The organism is Chitinophaga sp. (assembly GCF_036566945.1).
Taxonomy (GTDB): domain Bacteria; phylum Bacteroidota; class Bacteroidia; order Chitinophagales; family Chitinophagaceae; genus Chitinophaga.
Genome location: NZ_DATCVJ010000200.1, coordinates 1 through 15,119 on the forward strand (window position 1 = coordinate 1; position 15,119 = coordinate 15,119).

Sequence of the window (15,119 nt, forward strand, 5' to 3'; positions counted from 1 at the left end):
GACGAATACTGCATTGAAGCCATTGCCAACGTAAAAATCAGAATTTACCGTGCCACCGTCTCCCGGGAAGTGGTACAACAAGCCACTGCTGCCGTCAAGGAAACCTTCCATGAGGTAAATGCAGAAGAGCTGAAAAGTAAAGAAAGCAGCCTGCTGGCAGAAGCACTCACAGATGCCGAAGGCAATTTCACCATCGATTTCGGCCGCGTCGGCAAATACGAAGGAGAAGCATTCGACATCGACTTCGAATGTGGCAACGTACCCCGCCCCAAACCCTACCCTAAAAAATTGCCGGTACTGCAGTTTCACATTACCACCCTGCAACCCAAATGGAAACAAATAGAAAACGACTATCTGTCCTATTGGGAATACAGGATTCCAAACCGCTGGTGGTGCCTGATCCGTGGCAGATATGATGCATGGATCATCTGTGGCCGCGTGATTAACTGTAAAACCAAACAGCCGTTAAAAGGCTTGCAGGTGGCCGCATTTGATGTAGACTGGCTGCAGGACGACCCACTGGGTAGTAATGTAACCGATTCCAACGGGCATTTCCGCATCGACTACACCGCCGCCGATTTCAGCAAAACACTGCTGCCCTTCCTCAACGTAGAATGGCCTGCCGGGCCCGACATCTATTTCCGCATCACAGAACCGGTTTCCGGCGCTGTATTGCTCAATGAGGACCGAAGCGTAGGTCACCGGGCAGATCGTACCAACAGAGGCCCCTGCTTCTGCGTAGAACTTTGTGTACCACAGGAAGTACCTCCCAATAATGAAGTACCTGCCCTGTTTGAAAGAGTAGGCGGTTATGATATAGGTCCTACCGGTGCACAGTTTGATGCCAATGGCTACACCACAGATGTACCCAAACTCGCTTTCTACGGTGGCCTGGACCTCAACGGCACGCTGCCAAGTGGTACCAACTCCAATGAAATGGAATACCGCTTCCGCATCATCAATGCCGATACCAGCTACGAACTAAGCGCCACCCAGGTATTAAATGCTATGGTGCCTTTCAAAATAGGTGAGCTGCTCAAACAAACCGGCCCTATCACCTGGACACATGAAGCTGTGATCATCACCCCTGCCCTCAACGGTGCAGGTGAATTATGGATCACCGTACCCCGTGGTAATAACCTGGTCACCGGTATATTCACTCCTACCAATGGCGTACTCGCTGCCATCAACTCCGCAGCCCTGGCGCTGAATGCCGCCGGTACCGCTTTCGCCAGCAATACCTTTGATCTTACCTCCCCTTCTGTACTCATTGCCGGCGCCGCTGTACCCGCCGCTCAACGTGCCCCTATCCACACCTTCAAAATCATTTTTGAAGCAAGGAAAGTAGGCACTACCACCCTCACCGCTGTTAATACGCTGGAAAAAATTGTTATCTCCAACGTGAGCTACAAACAACGGAGACACCCGGGCTGGGGATACACCGGTGATGAAAACATCATGGCTGCAGCCATGATGGAAATACAGGAAACTACCGGCAGCGGCCACGGTTGCGGCGGTATTACCACCACCGTTACGGCACAATACACCGTATGTCATCCGCATATAGAAGGCTTCACACTGCGCTTTGAAGGCAACCCTACCCTGCCAACATCGTTCAGCGCCGGCCCTCCGCCTTACGCAGATGAGTACCACGATAATAACAAAGGATTTAGTACCACAGGGATGGAACCCTGCGCGTATATCCTTTGGCTGGATCTGCAATTAGGTTTGACCAATGGTTACCAGAAAATACCACAGATACATGATCATATCGCGTTCTGTAAAACAAGCTGATATGCATGTGACTAAGAAGACTGTCTCCTGTAATGGGAGGCAGTTTTTTTTGTTGGAACGAAACATGCATTTCACTTCCCCCAATAAAAAAACGGCAGCGCCCATCTTCATGAACGCCACCGCTTTCTCTTAAAAAATTCCCCTACAAACTATCCGTAATCTGTTTCTTCATCGCTGCAATATTATTGATATACCCATCCTTATCTCTTTCCGACGCTGCAATAGCAGCATCAATATACTTCACTGCATTGGCTTTATCTTTCAACGCATTGTAGGCCATCGCCAGCGTAGCATTGTTCAATGAATTATCCTTTAACGCCAATGCCCGTTCCGCCCACTTCGTCATGGTTTGCAGGTGCGCAGGATCTTTAATCCAGCGGATGCTGCCGAGTACATTGCTGATGTCAAAATCATTGTTCCAGAGATAACGCCTGACGAGTAATTCGCTGTATTTCATATAGCCTGCTTCATCTTGTATATTATAACAGTAGTTGGCATCCATGTCCAATTCTTCTTTTTCATCGATCGCCATGCGGGATTTCAGTAATAACTTGGCGGCCTTGTATTCCGCTTCGCTGGCGTATTTGGCGTATTTTACTTCTGATAGTAAAATACCTTCGAGGTATTGCTTCACCTTTTCTTTACCAACTGCGGTTTCAAACGCGGGGCGGTGTGCTTCCACATACTGAAAAGCGGCATTGCTGCTATAACCGGCATAACTCGTGATCAGTTTGAATAATTCCGGCGTTACTTTGGTATCTATCTGCTTAAAATACTGATCAAATAAACTGGCAGCTTCCTTGTCGTCACCACGGGCTTTTACGAGGTTTACATACTGAAACAATTCCGCTTTGCTTATCTCATTTTTGGCAAATTTTGTTTTCAATGCTTCCAGGTTGGCGCCCGGGGTAATGGCAATGTTCCCCTGGGTAATCAACACTTCCGGATCAGTGGAGCCCATCACCCGGTATACCACTTCTTCTTTAGGGTTGGTGAATATCAGCGTAGGATAGCCGCCTACACTATATTTCTTCGCCAAAGCCGGCCCCTCTCCTTTTTCCGCATCTATTTTTACACTAATGAAATGTTGATTGTAGAAGTCTCCGATCTGTTTTAATGGAAATACTTCATTGGCCATAAACTTACATGGCCCGCACCAGGTAGTATAAAAGTCTACGAAGATGAGCTTATGTTCTTTTTCTGCAGCTGCTTTCACTTCGGCCCAGGTACCGTGATTAAAATTTATTCCCTGTGCACTGGCAAGGGACGCTATCATGCTGCACATGGCGGCAAGGCCGGCAATTTTCTTTCTCATGAGGATTCTTTTTAGTGGTGGTTTAATTATCGGGGCGACTGTCCGATTTCCGGATTGGCCGCCAATACTTTGATAGCTACGGGATATATATAGCGATTGCTATTGGGCGCTAATGTAATATCACCGCTGCTCCACGGATGCGTGACTACTTTCGCAAAAGCCGGTTCTTTATTCAAACGTTTAAGATCTGCCAAACGATAACCACGCCCCATCAGCTCCCGGCGCCTTTCTGCCAAGGCTTTGACCAGGGCATCGGAAGCATCAGTAGCGGTGAGCGGTACATATTTATCATCTGCAAAACGTTGCCTACGCAGTTCATTCAGCGTTGCCATTGCCTCCGATACCTTGCCGGCGCGGGCCTGACACTCTGCTTTAGTGACGTACATTTCACCCACGCGTGGACCTACATGCCTCGCTTCAAAAGGAGAAATGTAACTGAAGAAATAACCATTATAGTTATACAACAACTGATCGCCGATCCCAAATACTTTCCGGCGCAGATCATCCGGCCCGAGCAAATCCAATAACTCCTGACTTAGCAGCAACGGCCCATCCTGGTTATACGCCGCTTTCATCAGGATCACTTCCGGATGCTGATAACTTTCGGGCATACTCATGAAATCAAACGGACTACTGCTGTTGGCAAATGCGCGCAGGTCATATAAAGTAGATTGCAATTACAGGGTGCTATCGGCATATAATCCAGCCTGCGGATAGTTGCGCATACTCAGATAAGCCCTCGACAGAATGGCCAGTGCTGCTGCTTTGGAAGGATGAATTTTCGACGCCGGCAAATCAGGCAATACGGCTGCCGCACTATGCAGATCGGCCAGCACCTGATCGTATACCGCCTGTACAGTGGCACGTTCCAGGCTTTGTGTATAACCGGGTTCCAGCAACAGTGGTATACCGGGATCTTTGCTGGCAGTGGCAGCATCGTACTGCGCGGCGTATTGGGTAATCAGCATCAGGTAAGCAAATGCACGATGTACTTTTGCTTCACCGATCAATGATTGCTTTTCATTACCGGTACCATCTTTAACACCGTTAATACCTGTGATGACTACATTGGCGTAGTAGATCTGTTTATAATACAGGTTCCATTCTTCATCTTCTTCCTGTGGCTGATAATTATCCGTTGCCCAGGAATAAATGTTGAGTACAGACAACGGCCGTACTCCGGTAAACATAGCAGGATCGGAAAAAGCAATATCATCCGTCATCAGATCCGTAGTGCCTCCGGCCAGATTGAACACATCGCTGTTATTCAATAAAAGCCGAAAGTCAGCCACGGTGGTTGGTACTATCTTTCCCTGCGGAGTGATGTCTACATACTTGCGGCAGGCGGTAAACAGCAATACCAGCAGCAGCCACCCGGTATATTTAAACTTGTTCATAATAGACAATTGAAGAAATTAAAAATCGGCTTTCACACTTACCACCAACGACCTGGCTGGAGGCAATACCATTCCCGGCGTATAGTCGGGCGAGTTAGTCACTGTTAGCGGCATACCCGGCAGATAGTCCGGATCTATTCCTTTTTTATTGGCAGTCCACAATGCGAGGTTGCGACCAGAAACACTCAGGTTCACTCCTTTGGCAAAGCGACCGTGAAACCATTGATCAGGCAACTGGTAAGCGATCGTTAATTCCCGCCAGCGCACGTAGCCCGCATCTTCCACAAACAAATCACTCTTCGTATACCGGTAAATAGAACGATGCAGCGGGTCTACGGCTGGTGTGTTGGTTAGCAGTTCATCTCCCGGTTTTTCCCAACGGTTGGCAATGTCTTTATGGGCCGTTCTGTTGTACGGCATATTGTCATATTCATCGATAGTCGGCAGGATGAATTTGTGGCCAAATTTATAGGTAAACAGGGCATATAATTCCAGGCGTTTGTAACGAAACGACTGTGTCATCCCGCCAAAATAAGGCGCTACGCTAACGCCCTGCCAGGCAACTCCCTGCAGGTCTTTTTCATCGAAACGGGTATAATCATCATTCGCCACTTTTTCATTTTTACCATTGTATAACATGGCTGTACCATGATCATCCAAGCCGGCAAAGCGGTAAGTATAAATGCTGTTCAGCGATTTTCCTGCTATAGGATTACCAGGTGTGGTATAGTAGGTCACCGTGTTCTGCTGAAAGTAAGCTTTGGTCACCTTGCTGGTATTATAGGAGAAATTTGCCGTGGCCTTCCAGGTAAAAGCTTTGGTAACAATGATACTGCCGCCTGCTTCCAGGTCAATACCATGATTACTCATTTCCAGTTTATTGGTGAGTAAACTATTAAAACCATAAGTAGGATTAATTTCTACATTACCCAGCAGGTCGGTACTGTTTTTCCAGTACAGATCCAGCGTAGCAGTAAGGCGGCCTTCAAAAAATCCTGCATCCAGTCCCACATTGAAGGTGGCTACTTTTTCCCATCTCAACAGCGGATTAGCCGGATTATATACAGACGCATACTGTTCATTGCTGAAGGGATTAGGGCTGCCGCTGGCTTGCGTAACCAGGAAAGGGCTGGTGGTTTTATTCACATTACCATTGAAGCCATAGGTAGCGCGCAGGTTCAGGTGCGATACTTTTTTCAGTTGCATAAAGGCTTCGTCATTGATGCGCCACATACCGCCCAGCGACCAGAGAGGTACGGCACGATATTCTTTGGAAGCACCAAACAGGTTGCTGTCATCTTTGCGTATACTGCCCGACAGCGAATATTTTTCCCGTAGGGTATAGGTAAAATTGGCGAAAGCGGAAGTATACCGATCGCGTTGGTTTTGGAATCCTTGTACTGCAGGTACTTTCTGATTGCCGCTGGTGGTTTTATATACCAGATTATAATTTACTACACCGGCCGATAGCAGGCGGTCGTCATATCCATAAGCACGATTGGAATAACCGGAGGACAATGTTTCGCGAAACTCCGATCCCAGCACCATGTTCAGTTGCTGCCGTCCATGCAGATTAGGATCAAAACGAACCAGTCCCCGTAAGGTATAATTCTGCTGCCGGTTATCATTACGGGTGAGCATACCGCCGGGAGGCACGGCATTTTCATGCGTCGTTATCACCGTAAAGCTGTTTACCATATCGCGGGCAGCATAACTCTGCGGGTTGTTATATTGACGGTTACCATCGGTTGCTTTTTCCAGCATATAGCTGACTTCTGCGCTAAGGTTAGGCGTTACTTTATACTGTAACCCGGTATGGAAGCGGTAAGCGAGCGACTGGTAGGTATTGTCCGCATTGGCCAGTTCATCGAGGTAGTTATAACGCCAGGGCAGAAATCCTTTTTGCTGTAATGAATCCAGTATTTTACCCGGATAGCGTCGTGCAAAATTAACGGACTGTCCTTTGTCATCCACCAGCTGATCGTACGGCGCCAGTCCATTGCTGCCGGCTTGCAAACCGGTAAGTCCCATGCCATTATTTTTCATTTGGAGAGACGTTACAAACATATCTGCATTAAGCGTCAATTTGGGCGACAGTCGTGTTTCGTTATTAAAGTTCACCACCATACGCCGGCTGTAATCCCCTTTGGCATTGGCATATTCGTCGGTATAGGACGCAGAAAGATAGTTGCGCATATGTGTGTTTCCACCGGCTACAGATACATCGTATTGCTGACTGAGAGGAGAACGTAAAATGTATTGCTGATACTGATCTCTCACATCCCTGTTGCGTAACTGACTGATGGCGGCATCCAGCTGCTGCTGTGTGAGCTGCCCGTTTTTAAATTGCAGGTAAAGATCGGCGCCGGTTGTTAATGGCGGATTGGAGAGAATGAACGGGGATGCCGGCAACGGCAGCATGCCATTATCTACCAATTCTTTTTCCAGTCCGAGGTAAGCATCGGCATTGGCCACAGGCAGGTAATCGAGGCGCGGGCGACCAGTGACCGTTAAGCTGCTGCTAAACCGCACTACGGGCGACTGGTTAAACGCTCCTTTTTTGGTATCAATCACCAATACACCATTGGCTGCCCTCACGCCCCATATAGAGGCTGCAGCAGCATCTTTCAGCACCGTAATACGGGCAATGTCGTTCGGATTGATATTTACCAGGTCCAGCTCTGTAGGGAAACCATCCAGCACAATGAGTGGTTTTTTTTCAGAGAGAATAGTCGATACACCTCGGATATTAAAATTGTCGTGGTTTTTGATCAGGTTACGATCTGCCTGCCCTACGTTTACCTGTAAACCGCTAACACTGCCTTCCAGTCTTTCCATTAAACCTACGGCAGATCTGCGTTCCAGGTCTTTGCCCGTCACCAGGCCGAAAGACCCGGTGGCCCTTTCTTTGGGAATATACTGGTAGCCGGTAGATACTTCCACTTCTTTCAACTGGATATTATCGGCGCCCATCACCACATGTATCGTGCTTTGTCCTTCAAGCCGCACCAATACCGGACGGTTACCGATATAGGACACCGACAACGCCGTTTCGTTTTTATCCACGCGCAGCCGGAAATGTCCCATATCATCCGTGATGGCGCCGTTGCCGTTTTTCATGGCCGTAACAGTGGCGCCCACTACCCGAAAGCCCCTTTCATCGGTGACCATTCCTTCCACGAACTTTTCATTTTCGTTTCCGGCAGTTTCGCCCGCAACAACCGGAGCCGATTGTTTTACCGGAGCGGTTACCGGTTTACGTACATCCCGGATAATGGTGTAGGTGTTGTCATTTACATACAGGAAGATAAATCCCTTCGGATATAGTATTTCCTTCAGCACTTCTTCTACTTTCCGCTCGCGCAGGTGGCGGAGGTCGGCGCTGGTAGTTACTTTTTCCAGCAGATCATTTTCGTACACAAACCTGGTACCCAATTCACTGCTGATTTTTTTTAGTGCGGCCGTTACCGGTATCGCTGTTGTTTGTGCAAAAGTTGGCGGCATGCACCATAGTAGTGCGCACGCAAGTCCTGCAGTTCGCAGAAACTGTAGCATCCCCTTCATAATGGTTGATTAAACTGGTTGATAATAATAAAGCATCAAGGTCTCGCTCTGAACAAAAGCGTATCCTGTTGTTGTATAATTTCGATATTAAATATTTTTGATAAGACGAAAAACAAATCCTCCCTTCTTTGCATAGGTACCGTGCCCCTTAGCTTCTTTGTAGCCAGGGAACTATCTTCCAGTACTACATGATAGCCGTAATTATCTTCGAGTAGTTGTATCACTTCTTTTACGGTGGTGCCTTCCAGTACCAGTTGTTGCTGTGTCCAGGCGACTGCGGCAGTGGTATCGGACTGGTGTTGGGTGGCGGCAGACAAACCACCGTTGTATTCCCAGCCTTCACCTGGTGTGAGAATGGTGCTCCATTGTTGCCGGTCTTTTACGTCGATGCGGATGCGGCCACGTTGTAATACCACAGCTATTTTATCGCGGCGGTCTTTTACGTTAAAAGCCGTTCCCAGCACAGTAATACTCACTTCTTTCACATACAGCCGGAAGGTATCGCCCAGATGTTTTACATCAAAAAAAGCCTCTCCCTGCAGCGATACGCTGCGGTGTCCGGTCCATGCCCAGCTGCGAGGATAAGACAACCGGGAATGTGCATTGAGTGTAACCCGGGACTGATCCGGCAGGGTGATTTGCCAGGTAGTGGCATAGCCGGTTTCATATACTACGTTGCCGGTAAGATACCAGTACCCACCAGCTATCAGCAGGGCCAGTATACCGGCGGCGGCCAGCCGAAACCGGTAAGCGCGAAGAAAATGGAAACGGGGCTTTTGCTGTATCGCCTGTTCCACCTGCGCCCAGATCTTTTTACGGGCACCTTCATTATACTGTATCACCGGACGTTCGAGGAGCAGGATCATTTCCCGGGCATCTTGCATCAGTGGCTCCTTCAACGGCCATGCCGCCGCCACCTTGTTCCAGTAAGCCCATGACCCGTCATCCGGATATTTCACATGCCGGATGAATTGCTCATCTGCCAAAAAATTGATGACCTGGTAGTCAGCATAATCTTTTTCCAATTCCTCCATAAGTTAAGCACACACCTTTCCTATAAAGACACAAGGTTAGTGTGTAATTATCCCATTTTTTCCATTTGACAGAAAAAAAATTTTCAGGAGCGTTTTAAAATATACAGGAGCAGTAGTAAAGTGAAGTCGCCGAATTGTTCACGCAGGCGTTCCAACGCGCGATAAATCAGTTTATAGGTACCGCCAATATTCATGTGCATGATCTCTGCGATCTGCTCATAAGAAAGATCTTCATAGTATTTCAGGAAGACAGCTTCCCGTTGTCGGTTAGTGAGGGTACTCAACAATGCATCTACTTTGGCGGTCAGTTCTTCCATGCGCTCTTTCCGGATCAGTGGATGTTCGTAGGTCAGATCGAGGTAAAAAGGAATATGCTCCCCCGCCAGCTCTTCCTCATGCCGGGAAGGACTGTATTCCAGCTTTCGGAGCAGGATACGGCGAAAAGAAAAGTACAGGTACTGCTTCACTACTGCGGGGCGTGCAATACGCTCCCTGTTTTGCCAGAGTTTGAGGAAAAGATCCTGCATGCTTTCTTCTATACAAACATGATCCGGCGTGAATTTAAATCCGTAATTAGTGAGGGACGTATAAAATTGTTCGTATAAACCTTCCAATGCTTTTACATCCCCTTCCTTGTAGGAGTACCATAGTTCGTTTTCATGCATGACTTTGGAGTATTGGGATTAGCCCAGTGATGGCAGGCAAAATACGGCAAAAATCGTTTATGGCAAAATGCCGCAGGCTTGTAATTTTTTTTAGCTAATTTAGCTTTAGCACTATGAAATAATGATTATGCCATTGCCCGATATTTTTGATGAGCCTAAAATGCTGGAATTGCTTGTGCAGGGAGATGAGTCTTCCTTTGCCAGCATATTCGGCCGGTATCAGCCAAAAGTGTTCGGCACCGCAATAGGTTTTCTTAAATCAGCTGCACTGGCGGAAGAAATTGTACAGGACGTATTTATGAAGGTCTGGCTGAAGCGCGCCGAATTTGGCCATGTTAAAAACCTGGAAGCTTACCTGCTCTCCATGACCCGCCACCTGATACTGGATCGCCTCAAGAAAGCAGCTTATGAAAACAACCACCTGAAAGCATTTACGGCCTCCATTCCCGACTTTACCAATACCACCGATCACCGGTTACGCAACCGACAGTGTGAAATATTATTACAGGAAGCCATCACCCTGCTCCCACCCCAGCAAAAACAAGTATACCAGCTGGCTAAAACCGCCGGATACTCGCACGACGAAATTGCCACACAGATGGGCATTTCCCGGCTCACTGTAAAAAAACACATGGCCGTGGCCCTGCATCGCATCCGGCAACACCTGGGTAGTCATATCAGCAGCTATGGCGCATTGATCGTATGGTTGTTTTCCCGGTAAACTTTTTTTTCTGCGCCACTACTCCCCCCACTTTTCTCCGTCGTCTTATATACATGCGTCGTATTGCCGAACTTATTCATAAACATTTGCACCATGATTTAGCCCCTGCAGAAGAGCAGGAGCTGATGCAGTATGTAAAGAGTGAGGAATTCGACGAAGTATTCAAACAACAAATCAGTGAATACTGGCAAACAGGAGAAGGTGAGCGGTCCTTACCAGCAGACCGGCAACTGGCAGTACTTGATAAGATCCTGTTTTCTGAACAGACCGCCACACAACTGTTGCAAACAACAACGAGGCACGGAAACAAACGGGTTAAAAAAGGACTGGCCGCCGCCACTATCTTACTGCTGCTGGCAGGTACCAGTTTCTTCTTCCTCCCAAAACAAGCCCCCAAAGTACCGCTGGTCGCCATCAACCGTCAGCATACCCAGGAGATCCTCCCCGGGAAAACAGGCGCCATACTCACCCTGGCAGACGGATCTACCATTGTGCTGGATAGCGCCAAACAAGGCGCACTGGCAAAGCAAAGCGGCACCCGCATCGTTAAAACCGCTACCGGTGCATTAACGTATGATGTAACAGATCATCCCGGCACTACAGCAATAGCGTGGAACACGATTACTACCCCCCGCGGCGCCCAATATGAAGTGGTATTACCCGATGGCACACGGGTATGGCTAAACGCCGCCTCCACCCTCAAATATCCCGTGGCTTTCGCCAAAGGAACAGACCGGAAAGTGATGTTATCAGGAGAAGCCTATTTTGAAGTCAACAGCAATGCACAAGCCCCCTTTAAAGTTGCCGTGCATACGCAACACAACAACGACGGAGAAGTAACAGTACTGGGTACCCGCTTTAATATTATGGCTTATGACGATGAAGCGGCCGTACGTACCACCCTGCTGGAAGGAGCCGTACTGGTATCCAGATCCGGCAACAGCAAAAAGTTAGCCCCGGGGCAACAGGCTATTTTCCCACTGGAAACCACCAGTTCCATCGTGGTAGAAAATACCGACACGGAAATAGCGATCGCCTGGAAAAAAGGATTTTTCCGGTTTGATCAACGGCAACTGCCGGCCATTATGCGGCAGGTATCCCGCTGGTATGACGTAGACATCGCCTATGAAGGAAAAGTCCCTGATATCGTTTTTGGCGGAGGCATAGACAAAAATCTGCCGCTGTCACGTATCTTGAGTGCACTTGGGAAATATGGAATCCGATTTGAAACTGATGGCAGAAAAATTAATGTACTGGCGTCCCAGTCAACGGAAAGCAATTAATATCAACCGAATATAAAAACGTCCTTAATAATCAGAATTAAACCCAAAGTGCGAGCTTATGCATTCAACCAGAAAAGGTAAGCGCTGGCGTGTATCGACTGTTACAGATACATACCTGACCTCTACAACAAAAAAAACGCGGAGAGCTATGAAACTACTGTCCCTTTGTCTACTTGCCTTTTGCTTGCAGGTAAGCGCCAGAAGCTACTCACAGAAGATTACCTACGCCGCAAAACAAACGTCGCTGATTAAAGTGCTGTCAGACGTTTCCCGGCAAACGGAATATGTATTCCTGTACGACTACCAGTTGTTGCAACAGGAAACAACACCGGTGACCATTAGCGCAAAAGATGCGTCACTGAGCAACTTCCTGCAGGAATGCCTGAAAAATCAACGGCTGGATTTTGCCATAGACGGCAGAATGGTGACCATTACCCGTGCCAAACCGGTACCGGTGAGCGTTACCGCGGCCCCACCTATTCATGGTATTGTCCGCAATGCCAAAGGAGAAGCCATTCCCGGGGCTTCCGTAAAAGTGAAAGGTAATACCAAAGGCGCCATCACCAACGCCGCCGGTGCTTTTGACCTCGAAGTACCCGACGGCGCCACCATTGTGATATCAGCCATTGGGTATAAAAGCCAGGAAATAAAAGCGAAAGACAACCTGGTGATTACCCTCAGCGACGACGTGACAGAACTGGGTAGTGTAGTAGTTACCGGTTTCCAGACGATAGACCGCAAGAAATTTGCCGGCGCTGCCGTTACCCTGAAAGCAAGTGACGTAAAAATAGACGGTGTGACCGATGTAAGCCGCATGCTGGAAGGCCGCGCTGCCGGTGTGAGTATACAGAACGTTTCCGGTACCTTCGGTTCTGCCCCTAAAGTACGTATCCGTGGCGCTACCTCTATCTCCGGTGAAAACAAACCACTGTGGGTAATAGATGGAGTGGTATTGGAAGATATTGTGAATGTATCCAACGAACAGCTGACCAACGGTAACGCCAGTACGTTATTAGGCTCCTCTGTTGCCGGCATCAACGCCAATGATATTGAGACCTTCGATATCCTGAAAGATGCTGCCGCGACAGCGCTCTACGGCGCCCGCGCCATGAACGGGGTGATTGTAATCACCACCAAAAAAGGAAAGATCGGCACCCCGGTAGTATCCTATACCGGAAATTTTGGGGTACAACTGAAGCCTTCCTACCAAAACTATGACATCATGAACTCCGCCGATCAGATGTCGGTATACGCAGAACTGGAACGTAAAAAACTGTTGATGCCCGAGGAACTGATCAATGAACCTACCTCCGGTGTATACGGTAAACTGGGCCGCCTCCTGCAATATCCTGATGGCGACAACAAATTTGATGTGCTCAATACCAGGGAAGGCCGGCAACAATGGCTGCTGAGATATGCTAATGCCAACACCGACTGGTTTGATTTGCTGTTCCGGAATTCCCTTACACAGGAACACTCCCTCAGCATTTCTACCGGTACCGATAAATCACAGCTCTATCTCTCCACCAGCTTCTACAATGACCAGGGATGGACCGTTGCAGATAACGTGAAAAGATATACGGTGAACCTGAGAGCCAACTATACCCCTAACAGCCGCCTGACTTATGGATTCCTGGTAAATGGTAACGTACGTCAGCAGAAAGCGCCAGGCACGGAAGACCGGGTAACAGATGCGGTACAGGGTACTTATACGAGAGATTTCGACATCAACCCTTTCTCCTATGCACTCAGCACCAGCAGGGCGCTTACCGCATACGATGATAAAGGAAATCCGGAATACTTTACCCGCAACTTTGCGCCCTTTAATATCCTGGAAGAAACAAAAAATAACTTCACGGACCTTAACCTGATGGACTTCAGATTGCAGGGTAACCTCGGGTATAAATTCAATTCACATTTCAACTACGAGTTCACCGGCGCCATAAGGTATGCCAAAACAACCGTAGAACATAAAGTGAATGAAAACTCCAATGAAGCCAATGCGTATCGCGCTGCCGGTACCACCATTATAACAGACAATAATAAGTTCCTTTACAAAAATCCTGACTTCCCCAACGACCCGGCGGTAGTCGTACTCCCCTACGGAGGCTTCTACAAAAGAAAAGATATAGAACTGAAAAACTATACCTTCCGGAATCAGTTGAACTTTAACCAGTCATTTAATAATGACAGACACCAGATCAATGCACTGGTTGGACAGGAAGTAAAATACGCTGACCGCGTTACCTCCGGCAACACTGGTATCGGCTACCAATACAATACCGGCGGAACACCTTTCATTAATTACCTGTTCATTAAAAAAATGACAGAGAATAATGAAACCTACTATGGCATGAGCAATGAATACGACCGTTTCATCGCCTTCTATGCCAATGCCAGCTATACTTATCTTAATAAATACACCCTGACTGCCACTGTAAGGGAAGAAGGCTCCAACAGACTCGGTAGCTCGCCTACTGCGCGGTGGCTGCCTACCTGGACAGTAGCCGGTGCGTGGAACGTAGACCAGGAAAACTTCCTGAAGGAATCATCTACCATCAGTCATATGATCGTGAAAACCAGTTATGGTTTGAACGCCAGCACTGGTAGCGCCACCAACTCTACTGCGATCCTTCGCTCTTTCGTGACCAACCGCCCATATATAACGGACCAGCAAACCGCGATTTTACTGGCCGCACTGGAAAATGCAGACTTAACCTGGGAGAAAAAATATGAGCTGGACCTGGGTACGGATGTGGGTTTCTTCAAAGAAAGACTGGGATTCACATTTGACTACTACCGCAGAAAAAGCTTTGACCTGATAGGGCTAATCAAAACTTCTGGTGTAGGCGGACAGGTAAATCAATTTGCCAACTATGCCAATATGAACTCCCATGGGGTGGATGTTTCGATAAGAGGGACTATCATTGCCCATAAAAATTTCGGTCTGACCAGTAACTTCGTCTTCAGTTATAACAATACCAAAATCACCAACGCCAAAAACAACCCGGTGATCATGGACCTCATTGGTGAAGGCGGTGGCGCACTGGAAGGATATCCTGTAAGAGGATTGTTCTCGCTGCAAAACGCTGGACTGGACCCTTACGACGGCAAGGCAAGATTTGTCAATGATACAGGCACCGTATCTTCCGGCGTATACCTCCAAAGCCATAACGTACAGTACCTGAAATATGAAGGCCCCGCAGATCCGACTATCACCGGCGGATGGAGCAATACTTTCCGTTACAAGAACTTTTCTCTGAGTGCATTGGTTACTTATCAGGCAGGTAATAAAATAAGATTAACACCGGTATACACCACCAATTACTCTGACTTTAATGCACTG

10 protein-coding genes are annotated in these 15,119 nt (G+C 47.9%); 4 read left to right on the forward strand and 6 right to left on the reverse strand.

The genetic code is table 11. The annotated features are described in order from the left end of the window. The coding region (locus VIP81_RS05615) for a hypothetical protein (protein WP_331957491.1) at window positions 1-1,794 on the forward strand (1,794 nt) is incomplete at its 5' end. Between the two features lie 142 nt (window positions 1,795-1,936). Here the strand turns inward: VIP81_RS05615 and VIP81_RS05620 are convergent. From VIP81_RS05620 to VIP81_RS05645, 6 genes are all read right to left on the reverse strand, one after another. Continuing rightward, window positions 1,937-3,109, reverse strand: coding sequence for a thioredoxin family protein (locus VIP81_RS05620; protein WP_331957492.1), 1,173 nt, complete (start codon window positions 3,107-3,109; stop codon window positions 1,937-1,939). Between the two features lie 26 nt (window positions 3,110-3,135). Further along, window positions 3,136-3,786 (reverse strand): RagB/SusD family nutrient uptake outer membrane protein, encoded by a 651-nt coding sequence (locus VIP81_RS05625; protein ID WP_331957493.1) that lies wholly within the window; start codon window positions 3,784-3,786, stop codon window positions 3,136-3,138. After that, window positions 3,787-4,506, reverse strand: a complete 720-nt coding sequence (locus VIP81_RS05630; RefSeq protein ID WP_331957494.1) for a RagB/SusD family nutrient uptake outer membrane protein — start codon at window positions 4,504-4,506, stop codon at window positions 3,787-3,789. A gap of 18 nt (window positions 4,507-4,524) precedes the next feature. Beyond that, the gene (locus tag VIP81_RS05635; RefSeq protein ID WP_331957495.1) at window positions 4,525-8,010 is read right to left on the reverse strand and encodes a SusC/RagA family TonB-linked outer membrane protein; all 3,486 of its coding nucleotides are present in this window, start codon (window positions 8,008-8,010) and stop codon (window positions 4,525-4,527) included. A gap of 95 nt (window positions 8,011-8,105) precedes the next feature. Then, window positions 8,106-9,104: a FecR family protein gene (locus VIP81_RS05640; RefSeq protein ID WP_331957496.1), complete on the reverse strand. Its 999-nt coding sequence runs from the start codon at window positions 9,102-9,104 to the stop codon at window positions 8,106-8,108. A gap of 83 nt (window positions 9,105-9,187) precedes the next feature. Beyond that, window positions 9,188-9,769 carry a sigma-70 family RNA polymerase sigma factor gene (locus tag VIP81_RS05645; RefSeq protein WP_331957497.1) on the reverse strand — a complete coding sequence of 194 codons (582 nt, stop codon included), beginning with the start codon at window positions 9,767-9,769 and terminating at the stop codon, window positions 9,188-9,190. 127 nt (window positions 9,770-9,896) lie between these two features. On the opposite strand from VIP81_RS05645, the gene VIP81_RS05650 reads away from it, so the two are divergent. The 3 genes from VIP81_RS05650 to VIP81_RS05660 form a co-directional block, all read left to right on the forward strand. Beyond that, complete coding sequence (locus VIP81_RS05650; RefSeq protein ID WP_331957498.1) at window positions 9,897-10,490, forward strand: RNA polymerase sigma-70 factor; 594 nt, start codon at window positions 9,897-9,899, stop codon at window positions 10,488-10,490. Between the two features lie 53 nt (window positions 10,491-10,543). Then, window positions 10,544-11,773: a FecR family protein gene (locus VIP81_RS05655; protein ID WP_331957499.1), complete on the forward strand. Its 1,230-nt coding sequence runs from the start codon at window positions 10,544-10,546 to the stop codon at window positions 11,771-11,773. Window positions 11,774-11,921: 148 nt separating this feature from the next. Then, window positions 11,922-15,119: SusC/RagA family TonB-linked outer membrane protein (locus VIP81_RS05660; RefSeq protein WP_331957500.1), on the forward strand; the 3,198-nt coding region annotated here is incomplete at its 3' end.

What these genes read in the sequence shown, in the direction of transcription:
- VIP81_RS05620 (WP_331957492.1), bottom strand. Translation starts at nt 3,109, where the DNA reads ATGAGAAAGAAAATTGCCGGCCTTGCCGCCATGTGCAGCATGATAGCG.
- VIP81_RS05630 (WP_331957494.1), bottom strand. Translation starts at nt 4,506, where the DNA reads ATGAACAAGTTTAAATATACCGGGTGGCTGCTGCTGGTATTGCTGTTT.
- VIP81_RS05635 (WP_331957495.1), bottom strand. Translation starts at nt 8,010, where the DNA reads ATGCCGCCAACTTTTGCACAAACAACAGCGATACCGGTAACGGCCGCA.
- VIP81_RS05640 (WP_331957496.1), bottom strand. Translation starts at nt 9,104, where the DNA reads ATGGAGGAATTGGAAAAAGATTATGCTGACTACCAGGTCATCAATTTT.
- VIP81_RS05645 (WP_331957497.1), bottom strand. Translation starts at nt 9,769, where the DNA reads ATGCATGAAAACGAACTATGGTACTCCTACAAGGAAGGGGATGTAAAA.
- VIP81_RS05650 (WP_331957498.1), top strand. Translation starts at nt 9,897, where the DNA reads ATGCCATTGCCCGATATTTTTGATGAGCCTAAAATGCTGGAATTGCTT.
- VIP81_RS05655 (WP_331957499.1), top strand. Translation starts at nt 10,544, where the DNA reads ATGCGTCGTATTGCCGAACTTATTCATAAACATTTGCACCATGATTTA.